Origin of the sequence: Chryseobacterium sp. (assembly GCF_022712095.1) — a bacterium.
Taxonomy (GTDB): domain Bacteria; phylum Bacteroidota; class Bacteroidia; order Flavobacteriales; family Weeksellaceae; genus Chryseobacterium.
In genome coordinates, this window is sequence record NZ_JALAHD010000133.1 from 25,964 (window position 1) to 49,917 (window position 23,954).

Here is a 23,954-nt window from a genome sequence, read left to right on the forward strand (position 1 = left end):
AATAAAAAAAGAACATTATTATTAAAAATTAAATATCATGATTTTTTTCATACCAAAACATCAAAATCAACAATACACCTGATTATCAGTGATTTAAACATTATTAAGATTGAGTAAAAATTAACATATAGTTAATAATAGTTAAATTTTATTTACCGACTTTTGCAGAAATTTAAATCTAACTATTATTTACGATTATGAAATTAATCAACAAATCAATACTGACTGTAGCTATTACATTATCTACGGCTAGTGTTTATTACGCTCAACAGACTCAGGACACTGTTAAGTCAACAAGGTCCAAAGACATTGAAGAGGTAATTTTACAGGGTGTGACTGATATCGCTAAAGATAGAAAAACACCAGTTGCTGTTTCTACTATTAAAGCAGCGCAAATTATAGAGAGATTAGGGAATCAGGAACTTCCTGAAATTCTAAACACAACTCCTTCTGTATATGCTACTAAATCAGGAGGTGGTTTTGGAGACGGAGGAATTACCATGAGAGGTTTTGAATCCAGAAACATTGCAGTAATGGTAAACGGTATGCCTGTAAATGATATGGAAGGCGGTACGGTTTATTTTTCTAACTGGACAGGTTTATCAGATGTTACGAGTACTTTACAGGTACAAAGAGGTTTAGGTTCTTCTAAACTGGCTATTGCTTCTGTAGGGGGAACAATTAACTTCCTTACCCGTTCAGCTGATATGAAAAAAGGAGGAGTTATAAGATTAGGGGTTGGTAATGATGATTACTTAAAAACCTCTTTCGCCTATAACACCGGTAAATCACAAGACGGATGGTCTTCATCCATCTTAATGAGCAGACAGGCAGGAGGTACCTATATCGAAAATACTAATTATGAATCTTATGCATACTATTTTGCATTGGGATGGGAACCAAACAAAAAGCATAATTTCCAGTTCACTTTAACATCTGCTCCTCAATGGCACGACCAGAGAACTTATTCTCCGACTATTGCCAATTATATTAAATATAACCCGGATCAAGACGGAACTCCATACAGACAATATAATTCTGATTACGGTTATTATACCAATGCTGAAGGAAGAAAAGTGGCATTAGCTAACAGATCTAACTACTATGCTAAGCCGGTAATGATGCTGAACTGGGATTGGAATATGAATGAAAAGTCTAAATTGAGTACCGTTTTATACATGTCTAATGGTAGAGGGGGTGGTACAGGAGACCTTGGAAGAGTTGGAGGTAAAGGCTTAACAGGTTATTATGACAGCATGGGACACTTCAATTATGATGCTGTTTTTGCAGCTAACCAAGCCGTTGACGTGAATGCCGCAGCTGCAGGAAGCACTCTAATTCGTAGAGCAAGTATTAACTCTCACAACTGGTATGGCATTTTAGCTAACTTCCAACACAAAATCAATGATAACTGGAGCTTCTCCGTAGGGACTGATGACAGATATTATTATGGATATCACTATCAGGTTGTATCCGATTTATATGGTGCAGCAGGATATAAAGATAGTAACAACAAAAACATTGCTCCAAACGTTGTAAGCAAAGTTTTTGATTACAAACAACTGTCATGGAATCCATTCGGTGGAAAAACTACAGATCTAGCTAATCAGATTGGGTACAGCAACGATGGAGAAGTTCTATGGTACAGTGGATTCGGACAACTTGAATATTCTAATGAAAAACTATCAGCATTTGTACAGGGATCAATTTCTAACCAGGCTTACCAAAGAATTGACAACTTTGTAATTGATGGAGTAACAGTTCAGCAAGGGCAGGTGGTTAACAGAAAAACAGGGTTTAAGAATCTTTTCGGATACAATGTTAAGGGAGGAGCTAACTATAACATCGATGAGCATAACAATGTTTTTGCCAATATCGGTTACTATAGCAAGCAGCCTTTCATGAATGCGGTATATCCAAGTAATCAACAGGTTCTTAATCCTACCTTGACTAACGAAAAAATCTTCTCAGCTGAAGTTGGATATGGATTCAGATCTTCTAAATTGAATGCAAATGTGAACCTTTACAGAACCGAATGGAAAGACAGATGGCTAAGAAGAACAATGCAGTTTGATATTACTGACGCAACAGGAGCGACTAGCACTATTAACGGATATGCTGAAATCAACGGTATCACTCAGGTTCACATGGGTGTAGAAGTTGATGCTACTTATAAGCCTGTACAGTTCTTAGAATTTCAAGGAATGTTCTCTTGGGGAGATTATAAATATAAAGGAAATGCCAGCGGAACTACATTTGATGACAACAATAACCCAATAAATGTTGTCGGTAACACCAATACTACCACCCTTTATTTAGATGGAGTAAAAGTTGGAGGATCCAGCAGTAACAGTATTCCTCAAATGACCGCATCCTTGGGAGCTACTGTAAAACCAGTTAAAGACCTTAGTATTTATGGTACCTGGAGATATGTAGGAAAATTATATTCATCTATTGATGTTCAGTCTTTCTCTTCACCTACATCTAAAGGAGCATTACAATTACCTGACTTCAATTTATTTGATATAGGTGTTTCTTATAAAATAAGATTAAACAATACTTCTCAATTCTTTACAATTGGAGCAAATGTTTACAACTTATTTAATACTACTTATATTTCTGACGGAGCAACAAGTGTACATGCAAAAACGCAAGATGCTTTTAACAGTCAGCAAGAGTATGAAGCATATCAGGCTACCTTATATAAAGGTATAGACCCTTCAAACCGAGTATATTTTGGATTTGGAACAACATGGTCTGCCAACCTATCATTCAACTTCTAATCATTTAGAATTTTATAATATAAATCCCGGTTTTATCGCCGGGATTTTTTATTATATTTGTGTCTGAGAAAAAAGAAAAAATAGATTATGGATTTTTACAATATTTTGCTTAATGCACACAAAGGATTTGGATATTTGGAGCTGCTTTTGGTTGCCTTATTCGTTATTGCTTTACTGGCTACTATGTTTGGATACAGTGGCAAAGTGAATAATTTTTTAAAGAAAACTACTCTTTTCACAATGATCTTTTTTCATATCCAGTTTTTGGTTGGGATCGTTATGTTGATTATTAATTTTACAAAAGGTATGAATATGGGGGCCGTTATGAAAAATGCGGATTTAAGATTCCAGTTTGTAGAGCATCCGTTTTCTATGTTGATTGCCGCAGTACTATTAACCATTATCAATAAAAAAGTAAAATCTAACGATACCATTTCTATGGGGGTTGTTATTATGGGGCTTATAGCCGTTGGTTTATTTGCATTCGCGTTTCCATGGACAAGGGTCTTTGGGGCATAATATATTAATTAAATTATTTTAAACACTCAAATGAAAGTAGCTGTAGTAGGATCAACCGGAATGGTTGGACAAGTTATGCTTAAAGTTTTGGAAGAAAGAAACTTCCCTGTAACAGAATTAATTCCGGTTGCATCCGAGAAATCTATTGGTAAGAAGGTGAAGTATAAACAGAAGGAGTACACTATTGTAAGCATGAATGACGCTATTGCAGCCAAACCTGATATTGCTATCTTCTCAGCGGGGGGATCTACCTCTCTGGAGTTTGCACCTAAATTTGCAGAAGTAGGAACCACTGTCATTGATAATTCTTCAGCCTGGAGAATGGATCCTGATAAAAAATTAGTAGTTCCGGAAATCAATGCAGACGTCTTAACTCCTGAAGATAAGATCATTGCCAACCCAAACTGTTCTACTATTCAATTAGTAATGGTTTTAGGACCTCTTAATAAGAAGTATGATCTGAAAAGAGTGGTTGTTTCCACTTATCAGTCGGTGACAGGAACAGGAAAAGCTGCTGTAGATCAATTAAATGCTGAAATTGAAGATAAAAAGGATGTAGCAAAAGTATATCCTTACGAAATCTTCAAAAATGCTCTGCCACATTGTGATGTTTTTGCAGAAGACGATTATACAAAAGAAGAAATCAAATTAATGAAAGAGCCTAAAAAGATTTTGGGTGACGATACATTTAACCTTACAGCAACAGCTGTGAGAGTACCGGTACAGGGTGGACATTCCGAGAGTGTAAACATAGAATTCGAAAATGAGTTTGATTTGGATGAAGTAAGAAAAATCCTTTCCGAAACTCCAGGAGTTGTCGTTATGGATGATGTGAAAAACAATCAATATCCGATGCCTTTATATTCTGAAGGTAAGGATGAAGTTTTCGTGGGAAGGATCAGAAGGGATCTCTCCCAGCCCAAAACACTCAATCTCTGGATTGTAGCAGACAACCTGCGAAAAGGAGCTGCCACCAACGCAGTACAGATCGCAGAATACTTGGCACAAAAAAACTTAGTATAAACTAACAAAAATAAAAAAGAGTCTCAAATTGAGATTCTTTTTTTTATCAAACTATGAAAGATCATTCAAATAACAACAACATCAACAAAATAGGTTTTCAAAAAATTATAGCTGTTTTTGGAGTTATTTTGTTTATAGGAAAAATCATAGCATGGAAGCTTACGAATTCCGATGCTGTATTCTCGGATGCTATGGAAAGCATCGTTAATGTAATTAGTGCATTTATGGGGCTTTATTCACTGTATCTTGCGGCTAAACCCAAAGATGAAGACCATCCTTACGGACATGGAAAGGTAGAATTTGTAACTTCAGGGATAGAAGGAGCACTGATTGCTATTGCGGGGATTATGATCATTTATGAGGGGATTAACAGCTTAATTGTAGGCAAAGTATTGAGCAAATTAGACCTAGGAATCTGGATTATTACAGCTACAGCCATTATAAACTATTTATTGGGGTACATTTCCATTAAAAAAGGTAAAGCCGAAAATTCATTAGTCTTAATATCTTCCGGTAAACATTTACAATCTGATACTATTACTACTATCGGTGTAGTTTTAAGTTTAATCATTGTTTATTTCACCAAAATCTACTGGATAGATTCCGTAGTAGCCCTGATCTTCGGAGGGTATATTATTTTTGTAGGATATAAAATCGTCCGCAAATCTCTCAGCGGGATTATGGACGAGCAGGACCCTGAGATTCTTAATAAAATCATTGAAGTTCTTGAAGCCAACAGGAAAACAGAATGGATTGACATTCATAATATGAAAATCCAGCAATTCGGTTCTTCCCTTCATATCGATGCTCATATTACACTTCCATGGTACTATAGTTTGCGGGATGCTCATAAAGAAATGGAAAATGTCATTCTTCTATTGGTAGAAAATATCGACCGTAATATTGAATTTAATTTTCATATGGATGACTGTAAGCCATTTTCCTGTCCTGTCTGTCAAATCATGGACTGCCCTGTAAGAGAAAGGGAATTTGTAAAGAGAGTGACATGGACCGCTGAAAATGTCACCAATCTAAAGAAACATACTGCAAATTAGCTTTTGTTCACAAGAACCTGTTTTCTATAGTAAAACATAGGGACAATAAGCAAAAGGATTAATGGCTGTATCACAAATCTTCTCATATAAAAAGAGAAAAGATACCCTACTTCAAACTTATCATGAATACAATAGAGATAAATAGGAAAAGTAATTGCAAAAACAATAATAATCAATAAGCCTCCCTGGATGGTCCACTGCTTATTTCTAAACAGGCAGTGAATAATAAGACATGAAAAAAACAGATTCAAAATAAATCTGAAAAGATGTCCTATGATAAGCGGCCCCCAACTGAAGGCGGGAAAAGGAATATCCTTATTAGCCACATGAAAATAATCAAGGAAGGGATCATAAAAAATTTTGTCCTCCATTATACGAACAGCCACCAGGCCAACAATCCCCATTATAACCAGAAACCAATTAAGAATCTTCATTTTTTAAAGCAAAAAATTTAATCCATACCAGCCAAAGAATGACTACCGTTCCATAGATGACGGCAGGAAAAATAAAGTCATGAAACATTTTACTGTATTCTCTGTAATCGGCAACCACAATATTGAGCCCCACGATTCGTAAAACATTCATTACATAGAGTAAGACAATCCCTACAAAGGCAAAAATAAATGTTTTTGCTCCTTTATAAAAAGCCAAAATAAAAGCCAGAAACAGGATCATCACTGAAATCGCATTACATCCCTCCACCATTCTTGACACATAGTCGGTTTTCACATAAAACCAAACTTGCTCTTTAGCCGGATCATTATAAAGCTGAGTGGGATACCCCAAAGCATTTTGAATATGCTTTACCTGCTCAGCGATCATTTTGGAGAAAGGGTCTAACCCAACTTCCCTGAAGCTGTTCAAATAAAACTGGTAAGCAAAAAGCAAAATGAGATAAACAATAATAAATCTCAATAAAATGCCTAAAACGGGTTTAAAATCCTTTAGCATAATGCAAAGATAGAAATTAGCGGGCAATTTACTATATTTGTTTTCTACTATGAATTCCGAAAAAGCAAAAATATTTTTTGAAAATTATATAGGCGGACCTTCCTCCGAGTTCGTCACGTTAGCTCAAAGTGGATCTTCGAGGGTTAATTTTTCAGCAAAAAACGAAAATCAAAGATATATAATAACCTATAATGAGAATATCCAGGAAAACAAAAGTTTTTTTTATTTCTCTGAAATATTTTCCCACCTTAAGTTAAACACCCCCCATATTCTTTTAATATCCCCTGACCAGAGGATTTATATTCAGGAATTTTTAGGAGACTATACCCTTTCTGAAATAATTTCCAAGGAAGGACTTTCACAGCGCGTCATAAAACTGGTAAAGCAAACACTGGAAAAACTTTTCCAATTACAGACTAAAACAAAAGGAAAGATCGATTATAATAGGACTTTTGAGTATAAAATCTATGATGATCTTCCGATAACACATGATCTTTATTACTTCAAAAATTTTGTTGCTGACGTTTTAGAAATAGAATATCATAAATCTGCTCTATTAAAAGAGTTCAAAAAATTGGTTTCTTTAATTGAAGCAATCGAACCTAAAGGATTAATGATCAGAGATTTTCAATCAAGAAATATTTTAGTTAACAAAGATAATGAAGTAGCCTTCATTGATTATCAGGCTGCTATGAAAGGTCCTCTGATATATGATGTCATCTCCTTTCTTTTTCAGGCTAAAGCTAATTTTCCGAAGACTTTTACCCAAGAAATGCTGGATTTCTATATTCATCAGTTTGAGGAGCCGGAAACCAGAGTACAGCTTAAAGATGCAGTAGAACCTATCCAATTAATGAGATTTCTACAGGTTTTAGGTGCTTACGGCTTCAGGGGATTGATCCAGAGAAAGTCTCATTTTATTTCAAGCATAGAAAAAGGAATAGAAAATATCACAGATTTTGCTAAAAACTGGAAAGCCATTCAGGATTTTCCTGAATTGGAAAAAGTCATATTACAACTGGAAACACAAAAAATAAAACAAAAAATTAATGATATCATTCATCATTAATATTAAAAAATTAATTCGTATGCTACATATTGATATACATAGCTTTTCTTACAAAAAAGGAGGTATTCCTAAAGATGAAACAGGAAATGGAGGTGGTTTTACATTTGACTGCCGTGGAATACTTAATCCGGGAAGAATAGAGGAATATAAATCCCAGACCGGAAAAGACATTGGGGTTCAGGAGTTTTTAGAAACCAAAACTGAAATGCCCAAATTTATAGAGCTGGTAAAAAACATTATTTCCATTAATATAGATAATTATCTTGAACGAGGATTCGAAAACCTTCAGATAAGTTTCGGATGTACAGGCGGACAGCATAGGTCTGTATATTCAGCAGAAAAAATTGCTGAGTTCATTTTACAGCAATATCCAATAGGAATAGAAATTAAACTGACACACGACGAACAACCTCAACTCAATTAATTGATGAAGGCTCTTATTTTTGCTGCAGGAAAGGGCACCCGCCTTAAACCTTTTACTGACCACCATCCTAAAGCCCTAGCCTTAGTGAATGGCATTTCACTTTTAGAAAGAAATATTCTTTACCTTAAAAGTTTTGGAATTAATGATTTTGTAATAAACATCCATCATTTTGGAGAACAAATTTTAGAATTTCTTAAAAAAAACAACAATTTCAATTGTAATATTGAGATTTCCGATGAGACGAATGAACTATTGGAAACCGGAGGTGGTTTAATTTTTGCTAGAAGATTCCTTGACCATGGAGAAGATTTTTTAATCATGAATGCTGATATTCTAACAACATTAAATATTAATGATCTTGTTAAATATCATAAAAAGATTAAAGATTTTGCTACTTTAGCGGTTTCAGACAGAGAAAGTTCAAGAAAGTTACTTTTTAATGAAGAAATGGTTTTAAGAGGTTGGCTGAATGTACAGACAGGAGAACAGAGGCTTGCAGAATTTAACAGAGGTTTTAAATCACTAGCTTTCAGCGGGGTACACTGTATCAATCCAACTATCTTTGAAAAGATTAAAAGAACTGGTAAATTTTCAGTTATGGAAGAGTATCTGGACTTAATGCAAACCGAACATATACATGGCTTTTTGCATGACAGTATTTTAGTAGATGTAGGGAAACCAGAGTCTGTTAAAATAGCTGAAAAATATTTTAAATAATTTACGATGAAAATTGATGGAATGAAGGATGAAAGTTTAATTAATCCTGACTTAGATATTAACGAGACAAAATTACATAACAGCTTCAGACAGAAAACCTGGGACGAAACCATTACTAAAGACAGCTGGATGGTGTTCAAGATAATGGCAGAATTTGTAGATGGCTATGAGAAATTAGCTAAGATAGGACCATGTGTTTCTATTTTCGGTTCTGCAAGATTAAAGCCTGAAAGTAAATATTATAAAATGGCGGTTGATATTGCAGAGAAAATTACCAAAATAGGATTTGGAATTATTACAGGCGGTGGTCCCGGAATTATGGAAGCCGGAAATAAAGGAGCGTTTAATGCAGAGGGAAAATCAATAGGACTCAATATCGACCTTCCTTTTGAACAGCATTTCAACCCTTATATCAACAAATCTTATTCTATGAACTTCGATTACTTTTTTGTAAGAAAAGTAATGTTTGTAAAATATTCACAAGGTTTTATTGTAATGCCGGGTGGATTTGGAACACTGGATGAACTTACAGAAGCGATGACCTTAATTCAGACCAATAAGATCGGAAGATTCCCTATTGTCCTGGTAGGTTCTGAATTTTGGGGAGGTTTATTAGACTGGTTTAAGACTTCTTTATTAAAAGAAGGAATGATCGCAGAAGATGATTTAAATCTTTATAGAGTAGTAGATACTGCTGATGAGGCTGTAGCACACATCAAAGCTTTTTATGATAAATATTCTGTAAATGTGAACTTTTAGTTGGCATATTATTTGTGACCTATAAAATGAAGAAACATGATTGTAAATCTATTAACTAAGATGAAAAAACTTTTATATATATCAGGAATTTTAACATTTTTTGTGTTAACAAGTTTTATGTATGTAAACTTTTTCTCTTCAATGACAAAGGTGGATTATATTGATGGAAGTAAGACTTTGAAGTTTACCACAAAGATGAATACAAGCCATATTTCCGATGCTATAAAAATTAATCCTAATACAGCAGGATTTGAAGCAGAGGTAAAAAAATATGTAAATAATAATTTTGATGTGTATGTCAATGGCTCTCCAAAAACGATCACCTTTACAGGAAGTCAGGTAAGTGGAGAAACAGTATGGGTATATTTCGAAACTAATGGTGTTTCGGAAATCAATACCCTGAAAATAAAAAACACCATTCTTCTAAGCTCTTTTCCTAAACAGATTAATCTTGTTAATATAGCTTATAAAGGAAATCAGAAAACAATGAATTTCCAAAGAGGAAAAGAAGTAAATGAAGTATCTTTTTAAAATTTTGACCCTTAATAATAAAGCCACTCTTAGTGGTTTTTTTGATTCCATATAGTTTATTCATTTTTCATCCAATAAACCACTGGAACTTCTTTTAAAATAGCCCAGTGCTTATTCACAACGTATACCGTTCAGATTAGCTCCCCATCTGCCAGTTATCCATATTTGATAAGAACCATTATAGACCCCCAGGATACCATAAATATCTCCTCTGCCCCCATCTACATTATTTCCTGCAAAAGATGCATAATTACTAGTCCTGAGCAAAATATAATTTCCGCTACAGTCCATTAAAGTACGGTTCGTAGTGGAATTATTGGAAACATAAGGTTGGCCTAAGTCAGATTCAATAAACTGTAAATTCCTTATTTTAATCCATCTTCCTACATCCGACATAGTAAGTTGATCAATTTTTATCTCTGTAGGAACGACTGCTCTGGACGGCTGGTTGGTATCAAAAAAACTTTTATACATATCAGCTTCCTCAATTCTTCCAAACTGCAAACTACCTCCCAAAGTATATAATGCGCCCAGTTGGATTTCACCACTTACACTTCTAATATATAAACCTTTCAATTTTATATAAATATCCTTTCCTACCCGGAAACGGTTATCCTGAAACAGATTAAGTTTATTTATATTGACTTTTATACCCCCGGATACATCTTCTGCATAGATGTATTTATATAAATTTCCGGTTTCATCATTGGCAGTAACCTGCACTTTACAGTAAAAATCACCTGTAATCTGGCTCCAGTTTTCTCCTGAATACATCTGCTTTACCTCAGCAATAGTTTTTAGAACTAATCCAGCCTCGCTGAATCGGCAAGGATCTGCAGCAATACCATCTAATCTGGGAAAATCATTCATTTCCAGGTCTGCCACTCTGTTGATATACATCTGATAAGTAGAATTGTATTTGCTGTATACTCCGATAATTTTTCCATTTCCGGCTGGTAATATCCGGTTGGCAAAAGAAGCATATCCACTATTCCTTACAACCCTTGCCGTATTCGTGCTAGCATCTCTTATCTTTCTGTCTGCAGATAGTCCATTGGGAGCAAAATTGGTACATAAAACCTTGTTTTCAAATTCCGCATGTTCCACCTGAATCAGACATCCAAGATACTGATCATTTGCCGAGATCATTTGCGCAAGTGTCATTATTTTAGGAATAATTTTTCCCCGAACCTCACACGACCTGAAAACGTGATTAGGAATTTCTTTCTCCAAAATCCTCGAGACAGAATTTGCTGATGTTTCTTTTCCCAGCTTCATTCCTAGCTGAACTACTCCCCCATAAGAACCTACTGCCAGCCCATTTAGTTTAATATAAATTTTATAACCTTGGGGAAAGCGTGTATATAAACTGACTCCATCCACACTAATAGCAAAACCTTGAGTAGGATTTTCCACGGCATCCTGAATATATATGGTTTTGTAAATATTGCCTGTCTCATCAGTGGAAGAAACATACCCCTGAATATACAAATCATCACTGGTATCATCAGGAGTTACATCCACAGGAAAAACATATGCCTCTTTACTAGGGTTATTTAATGTATACTTTTCTTTGATCTCCTTAAGAGTAATATTGGCTTGAAAATCTGAAACGCAATGATATCCGTCAAGATCCGGTTCATTATATTTATCATCCTGTACACATCCTATTATACAGAAAAATGCAGACAATAATAGAATATGGATATATATAAATTTATTCTTTTTCATGTTTAAAATCTTAAGTATATATTAGAAAAGAAAGTGGTCCCTCTGTCATACCAGAGCTTAGGTCCAAATGCCGGATAAGTTTTTCGAAAATCATCCAGCATATTAAGGAAGTTAACATTCCGTCCCTGCTCAAATCCACCGGTTACATATTCTCTGTTGTTAAGAATGTTATTAACCGAAACACTGATCCCCATTCTGTATTTTCCCAGGAGAAACGATTTCCCGACATTTGCATTCAGCATAAACTGATCATCAAATTTCTTTTGAGCTGTAAGCTGATGGATAAGTTCGGGTGTTGCTTCTTCGTAAGGGTGCCCCGTAGACTGATCAATGTACATATAAGGTGTTTTATTGAGAGCAGAAATATCCAGATACTGATCCATCAGATAATTGGCTGAAGCACCAATCCACCAGTATCGGGGTGAATTGTATTTTAATCCTAAAGAAAATGCTTTTTGAGGAGTCCCAGCCACTTTATAATTTTTTATGTGAGCAGTTCCCCAAATATCAGTTCCCCGGAATCCGTTGAGATCATCAAAAGTGGAGACTTCAGGGTTATTGGTATATTTATATTCTCCTACACTTGCTGCCCCAAGAATATTCAGACTTGATGTAATTCTCAAATCTACTCCAAGCTCCACTCCTGCATATTGTTTATTGACTCCACTCATCGCTTCATTTACCAAAGTACTTAGTGTATTTCCCAAAGAAGTATCTGCAACATCTACATAATATCTGGCAATCTCAGTAGCATCATGAATTGTTGTATAATAACCTGACAGTCTTAATTTCAAAATCTGCCCTCTCATTATATAGTTTAGGTCATTAGAACTGATCATTTGATTATTAATGCCGAGAGTAGTAAAATCTGCTACCCTTGGATTAATATAAATCTCATTTAGTGTAGGAACAAGACTAAAAAAAGCTCCATTATAGACAATAAAGTTTTTTCCATTAATTTTATAGGTTATCTGTCCTTTTATTCCTGCGTTCCAGGCATTATAAACCCTACTCTTTCCCTTAGAATTATCCTGAAATCCAATAATACCACTACGGTAATCCCCATTTCTGTGGGAACCTGAATGAGAAGAAAATATAGAGGTTGTTATATTCCATTGTCTCAAATCCAGTTCCGATGAAATATTAAGAGTATACTGATCTCTTCTCAATTGGTAGGAATATTGAGTTCGGTCTCCTTTTCTTACTTCAATATTTGAGTCATCAATATTGTAGGGAATATCATTATTAAAGGCATTAAGATTATACGCAAAACCTGCTCCTAATAAATCTTTAACTCTTCTGAAATTATCGGATAAATGATATTGATAATTAAAGTTGATATTCACTTTCCAGTTATCATGAAGCATCGTATCAAAGTGAGAGTTGAAATTAAAAGTCCTGTTTTTGTTAACGTCTTCAACTACGGTATAAACAGCTCCTCTTTTGGATCCATCCATATACGTCTGATTAAGATAGTTAGCATTATACAAAGAAGACCAGTCTATCTGAGATTGCAGTCTGAATTCATCTTCTGTCAAGACTCCATAGCTTGGCATTTTCCTGTAATAGGTAGGATTTGGGTCTGATGCGTGAAACCAGTCCAACCGGCTTCTTCCATCACTTCCCCACTGATAGGATAATGTATTCACCAAACTGGAACTTCTCCCTATTTTCAGATAATCTGTAAGTTGGAAAATCGGTTCAAAAGCTTTTCTAATTCTGGAATTTCTCTTTTCACCATTATACCAACCCCAATAGGAATTGTAATTTTTCCCCATAATATCATAAACTTCTTGAGTATTTGGCGAATTGGATGCTCTGTACGTGGATGTACCAAATCCTGTCAGATTGACTGAATGTCTGTTGCTGAATTTCTTTTCAATTGATCCAAAGTAAGCATAAGAGTCCTGATATACTCCATCAATGATTCCTCTGTCTCCCCATCTTCTGCTTCCGGAAAAAGTAAAAGCCCATCCTTTTTTTGAAAGCCCGGAAGAATAAGTAGCCAAGAAACGGTGCAGATAACTCCTGTTTGTAAATGAGTAAGTCAGAGAAGATTGTTTTCTATAATAAGAAGCTCTGGTATTATAATATACAACTCCGCCCAGATTTCCAAAAGTATATTCAGAAGGAGTGATATTCTCTACATTTTCATAAGCATATCTGGTGACATCATTAAGTCCCGCCCAATTACTAAAATCAGGTCTTCCATTATCATTTTCAGTCATAGAAACTCCGTTGAAAAGTACTTCAGTAAATCTGTTATCCATACCTCTAGGCCTGAACCAGTATGCACCCAGCTCAAATGCTGATAAATTTTGGAATGTATCTCTTCCTGAACTTAAAAGCCCCACGGTTGGCTGCATATTGGAACCTTCTTCTATATCATTTACAGTATCGTCAATCGTTACTACACCTGCTTCCGATCCGGGATTATAATTAAGAATTACAGCCCCCAAATCTTTTCTTTTTTCATCCGCTATAATATCGAAGACTAGATTTTTAGCTTCATAATCAGGCTTTGCCAGTTTGATCAGATAATGTCCCGGCAGCAAATCTACAAATTGAAAATATCCAATCAGATCTGTAGTGATATCTTCATCAGATTGAGTTAGATGAACTTCTGTTTTCCCTAAGGGTTTGCCTTTTGAATCTTTTACGTAGCCATACACTGTAGTCTGTGCAAAATAGTATGAGGCAGGCAATAAAGTACACAAAGAGATTAAGGATAATTTTTTAACCATAATAATTTTTTGACACATTTGTTGTTTTCTTACGGCTAAATTTAGAATTATATTCACTTAGTAGTGATAATTATACAAGATTTTGTTATTAATTTTTATTAACACAAAACACAATTCAGAATAATATCCAACACAACAAACACCACATTAAAGTATTTTAATAACAACTTTAAGATATAATGATTAATTTCAATCAATCTAAATCACAAATAATGAAAAAAAAACTCACTACTCTCCTGATATTTAGCTTCGGGATTTATTTTTCACAACAAAGACAAGTTAAGCGGGCTGCGATTGCTTTTCTGAATGTAGAAAATCTTTGGGATACCATCCCTTCTGCTGATTATATTGATGGAACCCTACCCATATCCCATCCAAAATTTCACAGGAGTGTTCCAATTGATTCCCTTCCTTATCTTGAGACCACCGAAAATTATAAAGGTGAATGGAGCGATGAACTTCTTCTTAATAAAAAGGTGGTTCGAAAACAATCTATGAAAGATGATTTTACCCCCAATGGACCCAAAAGATGGAATACCCAGTTCTATCAGAAAAAGTTATCCAATGAGGCTAAAGTAATATCTGAATTAGGACAACAGTACACCAATGATACTCCTGTTATTTGCGGACTTATAGAAATAGAAAACCGAAAGGTCATCGAAGACCTCATCAGACAGCCTGCCCTCATAAAAAATAATTATGGAATTGTCCATTATAATTCTTATGATTCCCGGGGAATGGATGTAGGTATAATTTACCAGAAAAACAGATTTTCTGTCCTTGATTCTTACAAAAAGGAAATCAAAATATATGGAGAAAACGGAAGAAGAGAATATACAAGGGATATCCTTGTTGTCATTGGGATATTGGATGAAGAAAAAATTGCTGTTTTTATGAACCACTGGCCTTCCAGAAAGGGTGGTGAAACTGCTTCTCAAGCCAAAAGAAACGTTGCCGCCAGTATACTAAAAAGCGAAATGGATAAAATTATTTCAGAGAATCCCGGTATTAAAACGATTTCTATGGGAGATTATAATGATGATCCTGTAAGCCCCAGTTTAAAAAAACATCTTGGAGCTGTAGGAGATCCTCTTCAGCTTTCTTCTCAATATCCTTATTATAATTTAATGACCAAGTTATATAAATCCGGAGTCGCTTCTTTAGCCTATAAAGATGCTCCCAATCTTTTTGATCAGATTATTGTATCAGGAAATTTATATTCCATGGAAAAATTCACCCCAATGTATTCCATTTATAAAATAGAAATTTATGCTCCTCCATATTTAATCAATAAAGAAGGACCATATAAGGGATATCCTTTCCGTTCCTGGGATGGTGACAGATTTACTGGTGGATATAGTGACCACTTTCCCGCTGTATTGGTAATTCAGAAAGAATATAAGAAAAAATAAAAAAGGCATCCTTCTTGAAGCATATCATAAAACTGAAGATTATGAGAAATTTAATTGTATTCTTATTGCTTATATGTATTCCTTGGAGCTGTTCATCTCAAACAATTCCAACGAAGGATAAAGATCACGCCGAAATGAAGCCCTCTAAAAATGAAGATGGTGAGTGGGATATTACGGTTTTGGATCCTCAATATGATTATTTCATCAATGCAATTGCAAAACCTATGAGTCAATATTCGGAATCTTATCTCAAAAACAGGAATGCTATTTTAGTTAGTGAATGGAACTCTTATTATTTCTCAGGGAAATACAGAAATATTATAGAATCCTCCATTTCATATGATACCCGGGAAAATTATGGATTAAAATTTGAATATAAGCTTTATCAGGTATTTGCCTATGTAAGCTGGAAATACGGACTTACAATGAACGGACTTTCTGCGAGTGATACTTATAGAGGCCGATAAATAAAGAAGCTGGGAAAATTCCCAGCTTCTTTATTTATGTATTGAAATTATTATTTGTTAAATAATTCTTCTACTTTATCCCAGTTTACTACTGAGAAAAATGCTGATACATAATCAGGTCTTCTGTTCTGATAGTTTAAGTAATAAGCATGCTCCCAAACATCAAGTCCTAAAACAGGTGTTCCTTTTACATCTGCTACAGGCATTAATGGATTATCCTGATTCGGAGTTGAAGAAACAACTACTGAACCGTCAGCATTTTTCACCAACCATGCCCACCCGGAACCAAATCTTGTTTTAGCGGCTTCAGAGAAATCAGTTTTAAATTTTTCAAACCCTCCGTAATTTTCAATAGCAGTCTTTACATTTCCTACAGGTTCTTTACTTCCTCCGGGAGTCAAAATTTCCCAAAATAAAGTATGGTTGAAATGTCCTCCTCCATTATTTCTTACAGCCGGTTTATCTGTTCCTGTTTTGCAAACTTCTTCAATTGATTTTCCTTCTAAATCAGTTCCTTCAATCGCTTTATTTAAATTATCTACATAAGCCTGGTGATGTTTTGTATGGTGGATTTCCATTGTTTTAGCATCAATAGTTGGCTCTAATGCATCATAAGCATATCCTAGTTTTGGCAATTCAAATGACATAATTTCTTAAGTTTTTAATGTTAATACTCAAATTTAGCCAATAATTACCCTATAATCAAAAATTGAGGATTACTTTAATAAATCTTTAACATTGATATATGAGATTTAAAAAACCCTCATAGAAACACAAAAAGCATAGATATGAATCTATGCTTTCCATTTAACAACGTTAAATTAATTTATTTATTCATTGACATCAAAAATTCTTCATTATTTAAAGTTCTCTTGATATTTTTATCTACAAATTCCATAGCCTCTACAGGGTTCATTTCAGAAAGATATTTTCTTAAAATCCACATTCTTTGGGAAGTAACCTCATCCAGCAGGAGATCATCTCTACGGGTACTGGAAGAAACCAGATCAATAGCAGGATAAATTCTCCTATTCGCGATCTTTCTGTCTAACTGAAGTTCCATGTTCCCGGTTCCTTTGAACTCTTCAAAGATTACCTCATCCATTTTGGAACCTGTGTCAATAAGTGCCGTAGCAATAATCGTTAAAGAACCTCCTCCTTCAATTTTTCTTGCCGCTCCAAAGAATCTTTTAGGCTTATGTAGTGCATTGGCATCTACCCCTCCGGAAAGTACTTTTCCAGAAGCCGGAGTTACTGTATTGTATGCTCTTGCCAATCTTGTAATAGAATCTAATAAAATAACTACATCATGGCCACATTCTACCATTCTCTGAGCTTTTGCCAAAACAAGATTGGCTACTTTAACGTGTTTTTCAGCAGCTTCATCGAAGGTAGATGCAATAACTTCTGCATTTACACTTCTTTCCATATCCGTAACCTCTTCAGGGCGCTCATCAATCAGTAATACCATCATGTATACTTCAGGATGATTAGCCGCAATAGAATTGGCTATATCTTTCAGTAACATAGTTTTACCTGTTTTAGGCTGTGCTACAATCATTGCTCTCTGTCCTTTTCCTATGGGAGCAAAAAGATCTACAATTCTTGTGGAAATAGTAGAATTATTTCCTGCCAGATTAAATTTCTCTTCTGGAAATAATGGAGTTAAATATTCGAATGCTACTCTATCTTTAATAAAAGCAAGATCTCGCCCGTTTACTTCTGTCGGTTTTAAAAGTGAAAAATACTTTTCTCCTTCTTTTGGAAGCCTTACAATTCCTTTAACGGTATCCCCTGTTTTCAATCCGAAATTTCTGATCTGTGCGGTAGATACATACACATCATCTGGAGAGGATATATAACTGAAGTCCGAAGAACGTAAAAAACCGTAATTATCAGGTAAAATCTCTAAAACCCCTTCAATACTTACCATTCCATCGAAGTTGAATTCTTTTTTAGAATCCTGCTCTTCATGCTTTTCAGCATTTCTATTCTGATTATGGTTGTGATTTTGATTCTGATTTTTGTGATGATTTCCACTGTTCTGTGGATGGTTTTGATTAGGGTTTGAGCTTTTTTGGTTTCTAGCCTGAGCCTGAGGAACATTTGGCTTTTCTTCTGATGGAACAGTTTCTTTTGGCTCTGTATTTTTAGGAGTTTCTGTTATTTCCTGAACAGCTACATCTGAATTATTAACAGGAGTGGAAACCCTTTTTCTTTTTTTCTTTGCAGGAGCAGCGGCTGTTGCGTCTTCTGTTTCTGTCTTCTCTTCCTGCTGAACTGCTGTAGCATCTGTTTTCACCTCTTCAATAACAGCCTCTTTTTCTTCTTTCTCAGGTGCTTTGGCTACTGGTTTTGGCTTTGTTACTCTTTTAGCTGCCGGTTTTTTTGCAACAGGTTTTGATTTTTCTGCAGGTTGTTTATCTTCGGTATTCATGGTTTCTGTGGCGTTGAAATAATCTTTTGCAACTTTAGGGTTAGAAGCCTGGAAATCGAGAATTGCAAAGATTTTGTCATTTTCAGTGCTGTTTCTAGCTACTTTAACGCCTAAATCTTTTAGGATTTTAGTCAATTCCGTGACGGATTTTGACCTTAACGTTTCAATGTTAAACATATAATGTAAAAAATGTAATTAATTGTGAGTAAGAAAAGTAAGTCCGGTGACTTTGTTTTTCAAGTACATTGTATAATGCAAATCTACACTTATTTTTGAATTGTGCAAAATTTATGCTATTTTTGTCGAGAATTTATTATTCAATGTTACAAAGAATACAGACTATATGGATTTTTTTAGCAGTTCTGGCTGCTGTTTTTATTTATATTACGGGACAAGATGTTGCTGTTTTTGGGGCTATTCCTGTCACTAATATCGCCAGTATCATACTTGTAATAATAGGTTCCCTTTCAATATTCAGTTTTAAAAACAGAAAAAGACAAATTTTGCTGAACAGAATCAGCATCATTATAAACGTTTTGTTGATTGGTGTATTGGTGTATTGGCTACTTAACCTATCCGGAGGAATTCAGTTTCCTGAGAAGGGTATTGAGCCGGTTTTTCCATTTATTGCCGTAATTTGTTTGCTTATTGCTAACATTTACATCGGTAAAGATGAAAGGCTCGTAAAATCTGTGGACAGACTCCGATAACCTTACAACGATTTTTTGAGTGAGAACAGTTCCTTTCAGGAGCTGTTTTTTGTTTTTACAAATACGCTGATAAATTATATAAGCCGCCCGGATCAATCTCTGATTTGTAACAAAAAGGATATAATAATAACCTATCAAATAAAGTAAAATCAGATTCGGAACGTCTTATCATATAATTTTACGTAATTTTGCTCTCCAATTTTCATTGAATGAAACCATTACAAAGAATATTACATTTCGCTAAACCTCATCAAAAATATCTTTTTGGAAGTATCATTTTTAATATACTATATTCATTACTCAGTATATTTTCCGTGATTACTATGCTTCCTATTTTAAGGATTCTATTTAAACTTGATAAAGAAGTCGACACTTCAAAACCACCCGTACATGATGGTGGATTAGGTAATTATTTCGATTACCTGAAGGATTTAGCCTATTACAAAATACAGATCAATATCAATGAACATGGAAGTGTTCAGGTATTGGCAACCCTCTGTATTATCACTGCGTTTGCATTCCTGCTGAGAAATTTATTCAGATATCTGGGCGCTTATCTTTTGGTTAATTACCGAGTGGGAATTACCAGAGATTTAAGAACTGCCATGTATGATAAGTTCTTAATTCTTCCGGTATCTTTTTTCACAGAACAGAGGAAAGGTGATATGATGTCCAGGATTTCCAATGATATCGGAGCGGTAGAGGGTGGAATTATGGGAGCTCTTGTAGATCTTATTAATGCTCCTTTTATGATCATAGGGACCCTGATTACCTTATTTATGCTGGATGCCAATTTAACGCTGTTTTCTCTTATTATTTTCCCCATTATGGGACTTATCATATCCTGGGTAGGAAAAAGTCTTAAAAGACAGGCCAGCTATGCCCAACAGGAATTAGGAAATATGTTCTCTCTGGTAGATGAAACATTAAAATCATCCAAGATCATTAAAATATTCAATGCTGACACCATATTAAAGAACCGGTTTAATACGACAACCAACCAATGGCAAAAGCATGCCATAGGAATGAGCAGAAGAAGGGAAATGGCCTCTCCTATGAGCGAATTTTTAGGTTCTGTAACTATCCTTATTATCACCTGGTTTGCCGGTCTTAATATTATCAACGGAAACAATGATGATCCGGTTACATTCTTAGCCTTCATCGGTTTATTCTTTCAGATATTGGATCCTGCTAAAAAACTTTCCAACTCCATTTCTTCTATTCAGGGGGGAATGGCAAGTTTAGACAGAGTCTCCGAAGTATTGGATTATGATCTTAAAGTAGAGGAAGTTGCAGAGCCCGTATCCATTCAGACCCTTAATGACAGAATTGAATTTAAGAATATCGGATTTTATTATGACAAAGATAATGTGATCCTGAAAAACTTTTCCATTACGATTCCTAAAGGAAAAACAGTTGCACTCGTAGGACAGAGTGGCAGCGGAAAAACTACAATAGCCAACCTTTTAACAAGATTCTATGATGTATCTGAGGGAGAAATTCTTATCGACGGAGTAGATATCAAACATTTAAATTTAAAGGAATACCGACAGCTTTTAGGCATGGTTACTCAGGAATCTGTATTATTTAATGATACGGTTTATAATAATATCCTGATGGGAAAACCGGAAGCTACCAAAGAAGAAGTAATTGCTGCTGCTAAAGTAGCTAACGCCGATTCCTTTATTTCTCAACTACCTGAAGGATATAACACAAATATAGGTGATGACGGCAATAAGCTGTCTGGAGGTCAAAAACAAAGAGTTTCTATTGCAAGAGCGGTATTAAAAAATCCTCCTATAATGATTCTTGATGAAGCAACCTCCGCCCTGGATACTGAATCCGAAAGATTCGTACAGGATGCCCTGGAAAAGATGATGGAAAACAGAACCTCTTTAGTCATTGCTCACCGCCTTTCCACCATTCAGAAAGCAGACTGGATTGTAGTAATGGAAAAAGGAGATATCATGGAACAGGGAACACATCACGAGCTTATTGCTAAAAAAGGAATGTATCACAAACTGGTTGAATTACAGAATTTTGATTAAAAATTTTCTCCTATGAATCCCATAGAGGAATACTTCTACAGAATTGAGGAGCCTGAAAGAAGCAGTCTTTTATATATAAGAAAAAAGATACAGGACTCGGACCCGGTCAACATTACTGAAACCTTAAGTTTCGGGATGCCTTTTTTCAAATATAAGAAGAAAATGCTTTGCTATTTTCATTACAGCAAAAAGTACAGGAAATATTATTTAAGTTTTTATCACGGTGACAGGCTGGATCATCCGGAACTCATACAAGATGGCAGAAAGAAATTTAAAATACTTTTGATCGACATGGAAGAAGATATTCCCATATCTCTTATTCTAGATATCATTGAGGATGTTAAAAAGCATATAAAATAATAATACCGCTACAAGAAAACTGTAACGGTATTATTTTAGTAATCATCTTAGTTAAATTATGGAGTATTGATTCCATTAAATTCCGCTTGTTTAATTGCCCATGCAAATATATTGGCAAAAATGATGGAGTTCTGAACAGACATACTTCCTGCTGTGTTTCCGTTTCCTGCCGTTCCATAAGCTTTTGGAACCGGAAGATTATTAGTGTCTGTAGAAAACGGATAGGAAACATTGTTTACTATAGTCCCATTGGCATTAGGATTACTTAGGAATCCCCCATCTCCTGCGTAGAAGAGATTCAATGAATTATGCTTAAACATCACCGTCCCTGAATAAGTAGTTGTAGAGTTGATCGCACTCGCAGGGCTATAGGTCGTCACATTAGAAATTCCGTCCAAGGCAACCGTAGCACTAGTATCTTCACCCCAATTCTTACCACGTACATCTCCAAAAGGACCATTCAGAATTTCATCATTATAATTGGCAAGACTATAAACAGCACCTCCTGTATTTCTACCTACCGCAGTGATTCCAGGATTAGCAAATATTTTCTTCATTAAGTTTCCTATAGACGTAGGATCTTCCACTAGTGCAATTACAACACCTCCTGCATTCAGATAATTAACAATTGCAGTAATTTCATTAGCCCCAGGAGCGTAAGGATATCCCATAATAACAATATCTGGTTTGGCATTCAGAGCCGCTACAATAGGAGCCTCACCAGCAGGATTAGTATGAGTAAAACCTTCAGATTTTACAATACTGTTTGCTAATGTTCCGAAATTAGCCTGAGTATCCAATACATTTCTGGAAGCATCTTCATAAGCACTATATCCATGATCTCCTGTTCCTCCTAAATGCACAATAGATTTCACCGGAATAACCACAATCACATCAATAGTACATGTGGTAGAAACTCCCCCCTGGCTATCGGATGTTAAAATAAGTCTTTTAACTGTTGTGGACGAAGGTGTACCAGTCCCTGACAATGTAATATTTTGATTTCCTGTTGACGTAAATACCCCTGATCCACTAAAAGAAATTCCATCCACAGTATTAGTTGTTATGGTATAACTCCCCAGTGCAGTTACATTTACAGGTAAGGTAATGGTATTCGAAGAGTGAAGAGGAACACCTACACTATAAACTCCGTTTACAGTAGCACTTCCACAGCTCATAGTATAGGTACCGGAAGGGCTCAATACATCTACCGTAACCGAAGGTGTACAATTAACTTCTGTTCCATTTGCCACCAATTGAATATTATCCGTCTGAATATCCACAGGAGTACCTTGTCCCGGTATTTGAACAGCCTGAATACCTGTATTCAAAAATACTCCTGTCCCATAGAAATTATACCCGTTAGTTGTTGTCCCACTAATTGTATAATTCCCTACTTTAGTAACATTTACCAAAATATTAAGATAATTGGAATTAGCCAATTCTTTTCCTTGTATATAGGTACCTCTAGCCTCTGAGTCAGAGCAATCTACAACAAATACCGCTTTTCCCAGTTGTCCGCAGACACTTTTCCATTCATCATCTGTGAAACTCCAATAATTAATACAATCCTCTGTAGTATTATAAATTGTTAATCCATCATCCGTAGCGCTATTAATGACTATCGCATCACGCTGAGCTTCTGTGAGACGAGGAATAAGGATTCCTTTATTGTTGCCTGAAGATACTACATCCAATACTGTATTCGCATTGGGTGTATTTGTATTGATCCCTACAGCTCCATTTGTAGTTTGTGCATACGTTTTTCCAAAACTCCAGATAAGGAGTAAGAATAGGAAAACTCCAATTTTAGTAGATTTCGTTTTTACCATTTCTAAACTATTATATATTATTTCTCTTAATTTATTTCTATCAGATGATTTTTAATAATTTGATATATCAAATTGATGTTTTATTAAGAATACTTTAATACATTCAAGTTGAGGTACTGAGCGAAACCCATTATAACTGAAGATGAGACTAGTATATCTCAAGGATAATCCGGATGGAAATAGGAAGTTCCAACACGGGTTTATCGCATAAAGAGTAATAAAGTTAAAAATCAATTCATCAATTTTTTGCGTTCTAAAATCTAAAATTTCGTAATCAGAAAGCCATAATAGGGAAATAGCAGACCAACTACAGTAGTTCTTGATATTGCTGATAATACATCTTTCAAGTTTAAAATGTTAACTTATAAGATGAACAAAAACA

Annotated in this window: 21 protein-coding genes; 14 read left to right on the top strand and 7 right to left on the bottom strand. The window is 35.1% G+C overall.

The features are described from left to right. Window positions 1–197 precede the first annotated feature (197 nt). From Q0A18_RS06785 to Q0A18_RS06800, 4 genes are all read left to right on the top strand, one after another. The gene (locus Q0A18_RS06785) at window positions 198–2,783 is read left to right on the top strand and encodes a TonB-dependent receptor plug domain-containing protein (RefSeq protein ID WP_292009391.1); all 2,586 of its coding nucleotides are present in this window, start codon (window positions 198–200) and stop codon (window positions 2,781–2,783) included. Window positions 2,784–2,870: 87 nt separating this feature from the next. Then, entirely contained in the window at window positions 2,871–3,302 is a 432-nt protein-coding gene (locus tag Q0A18_RS06790) for a hypothetical protein (protein ID WP_292009392.1), read from the top strand. 30 nt (window positions 3,303–3,332) lie between these two features. Beyond that, the gene (locus tag Q0A18_RS06795; protein ID WP_292009393.1) at window positions 3,333–4,325 is read left to right on the top strand and encodes an aspartate-semialdehyde dehydrogenase; all 993 of its coding nucleotides are present in this window, start codon (window positions 3,333–3,335) and stop codon (window positions 4,323–4,325) included. A 53-nt stretch (window positions 4,326–4,378) separates the two neighbouring features. Beyond that, the gene (locus Q0A18_RS06800; RefSeq protein WP_292009394.1) at window positions 4,379–5,380 is read left to right on the top strand and encodes a cation diffusion facilitator family transporter; all 1,002 of its coding nucleotides are present in this window, start codon (window positions 4,379–4,381) and stop codon (window positions 5,378–5,380) included. Here Q0A18_RS06800 and Q0A18_RS06805 read toward each other — a convergent pair. Both Q0A18_RS06805 and xrtF read right to left on the bottom strand, forming a co-directional pair. Then, window positions 5,377–5,814: an exosortase F system-associated protein gene (locus Q0A18_RS06805; protein WP_292009395.1), complete on the bottom strand. Its 438-nt coding sequence runs from the start codon at window positions 5,812–5,814 to the stop codon at window positions 5,377–5,379. The two genes, Q0A18_RS06800 and Q0A18_RS06805, sit on opposite strands and share 4 nt — an antisense overlap. Further along, window positions 5,801–6,331 carry an exosortase family protein XrtF gene (gene xrtF, locus Q0A18_RS06810; protein ID WP_292009396.1) on the bottom strand — a complete coding sequence of 177 codons (531 nt, stop codon included), beginning with the start codon at window positions 6,329–6,331 and terminating at the stop codon, window positions 5,801–5,803. The genes Q0A18_RS06805 and xrtF overlap by 14 nt, the downstream gene beginning before the upstream one ends. A gap of 49 nt (window positions 6,332–6,380) precedes the next feature. On the opposite strand from xrtF, the gene Q0A18_RS06815 reads away from it, so the two are divergent. Genes Q0A18_RS06815 through Q0A18_RS06835 form a run of 5 tightly spaced genes read left to right on the top strand, consistent with a single transcriptional unit; the run spans window position 6,381 to window position 9,831 of the window. Continuing rightward, entirely contained in the window at window positions 6,381–7,400 is a 1,020-nt protein-coding gene (locus tag Q0A18_RS06815) for a phosphotransferase (RefSeq protein WP_292009397.1), read from the top strand. 19 nt (window positions 7,401–7,419) lie between these two features. Then, the gene (locus tag Q0A18_RS06820) at window positions 7,420–7,824 is read left to right on the top strand and encodes an RNase adapter RapZ (protein ID WP_292009398.1); all 405 of its coding nucleotides are present in this window, start codon (window positions 7,420–7,422) and stop codon (window positions 7,822–7,824) included. A 3-nt stretch (window positions 7,825–7,827) separates the two neighbouring features. Then, on the top strand, window positions 7,828–8,541 hold the full coding sequence (locus Q0A18_RS06825) for a sugar phosphate nucleotidyltransferase (RefSeq protein WP_292009399.1): 714 nt from the start codon (window positions 7,828–7,830) through the stop codon (window positions 8,539–8,541). 21 nt (window positions 8,542–8,562) lie between these two features. Further along, window positions 8,563–9,300, top strand: coding sequence for a TIGR00730 family Rossman fold protein (locus Q0A18_RS06830; RefSeq protein ID WP_292009411.1), 738 nt, complete (start codon window positions 8,563–8,565; stop codon window positions 9,298–9,300). 60 nt (window positions 9,301–9,360) lie between these two features. After that, window positions 9,361–9,831: a DUF6702 family protein gene (locus Q0A18_RS06835; RefSeq protein ID WP_292009400.1), complete on the top strand. Its 471-nt coding sequence runs from the start codon at window positions 9,361–9,363 to the stop codon at window positions 9,829–9,831. Between the two features lie 111 nt (window positions 9,832–9,942). Here Q0A18_RS06835 and Q0A18_RS06840 read toward each other — a convergent pair whose 3' ends face one another. Continuing rightward, on the bottom strand, window positions 9,943–11,562 hold the full coding sequence (locus Q0A18_RS06840; RefSeq protein WP_292009401.1) for a DUF5689 domain-containing protein: 1,620 nt from the start codon (window positions 11,560–11,562) through the stop codon (window positions 9,943–9,945). Between the two features lie 2 nt (window positions 11,563–11,564). Further along, entirely contained in the window at window positions 11,565–14,306 is a 2,742-nt protein-coding gene (locus Q0A18_RS06845; protein WP_292009402.1) for a carboxypeptidase regulatory-like domain-containing protein, read from the bottom strand. Window positions 14,307–14,518: 212 nt separating this feature from the next. Between Q0A18_RS06845 and Q0A18_RS06850 the strand changes: the two genes are divergently transcribed. Beyond that, a complete protein-coding gene (locus tag Q0A18_RS06850) occupies window positions 14,519–15,718 on the top strand; it encodes an endonuclease (RefSeq protein ID WP_292009403.1) in 1,200 nt (399 codons plus the stop codon). Between the two features lie 41 nt (window positions 15,719–15,759). Next, complete coding sequence (locus Q0A18_RS06855; RefSeq protein WP_292009404.1) at window positions 15,760–16,185, top strand: DUF6146 family protein; 426 nt, start codon at window positions 15,760–15,762, stop codon at window positions 16,183–16,185. A gap of 50 nt (window positions 16,186–16,235) precedes the next feature. On the opposite strand, the gene Q0A18_RS06860 is transcribed toward Q0A18_RS06855, so the two are convergent. Together Q0A18_RS06860 and rho are read right to left on the bottom strand one after the other, a co-directional pair. Further along, window positions 16,236–16,832, bottom strand: a complete 597-nt coding sequence (locus Q0A18_RS06860) for a superoxide dismutase (protein WP_292009405.1) — start codon at window positions 16,830–16,832, stop codon at window positions 16,236–16,238. A gap of 179 nt (window positions 16,833–17,011) precedes the next feature. Further along, a complete protein-coding gene (gene rho / locus Q0A18_RS06865; protein WP_292009406.1) occupies window positions 17,012–18,799 on the bottom strand; it encodes a transcription termination factor Rho in 1,788 nt (595 codons plus the stop codon). A gap of 143 nt (window positions 18,800–18,942) precedes the next feature. On the opposite strand from rho, the gene Q0A18_RS06870 reads away from it, so the two are divergent. The 3 genes from Q0A18_RS06870 to Q0A18_RS06880 all read left to right on the top strand — a co-directional run bounded on the left by Q0A18_RS06870 (window position 18,943) and on the right by Q0A18_RS06880 (window position 21,740). Beyond that, window positions 18,943–19,332, top strand: a complete 390-nt coding sequence (locus Q0A18_RS06870; RefSeq protein ID WP_292009407.1) for a DUF4293 family protein — start codon at window positions 18,943–18,945, stop codon at window positions 19,330–19,332. Window positions 19,333–19,541: 209 nt separating this feature from the next. Continuing rightward, window positions 19,542–21,380: an ABC transporter ATP-binding protein gene (locus Q0A18_RS06875; protein WP_292009408.1), complete on the top strand. Its 1,839-nt coding sequence runs from the start codon at window positions 19,542–19,544 to the stop codon at window positions 21,378–21,380. Between the two features lie 12 nt (window positions 21,381–21,392). Continuing rightward, window positions 21,393–21,740: a DUF1801 domain-containing protein gene (locus tag Q0A18_RS06880; RefSeq protein ID WP_292009409.1), complete on the top strand. Its 348-nt coding sequence runs from the start codon at window positions 21,393–21,395 to the stop codon at window positions 21,738–21,740. A 56-nt stretch (window positions 21,741–21,796) separates the two neighbouring features. On the opposite strand, the gene Q0A18_RS06885 is transcribed toward Q0A18_RS06880, so the two are convergent. Beyond that, a complete protein-coding gene (locus Q0A18_RS06885) occupies window positions 21,797–23,572 on the bottom strand; it encodes a hypothetical protein (RefSeq protein WP_292009410.1) in 1,776 nt (591 codons plus the stop codon). Between the last annotated feature and the right edge of the window lie 382 nt (window positions 23,573–23,954).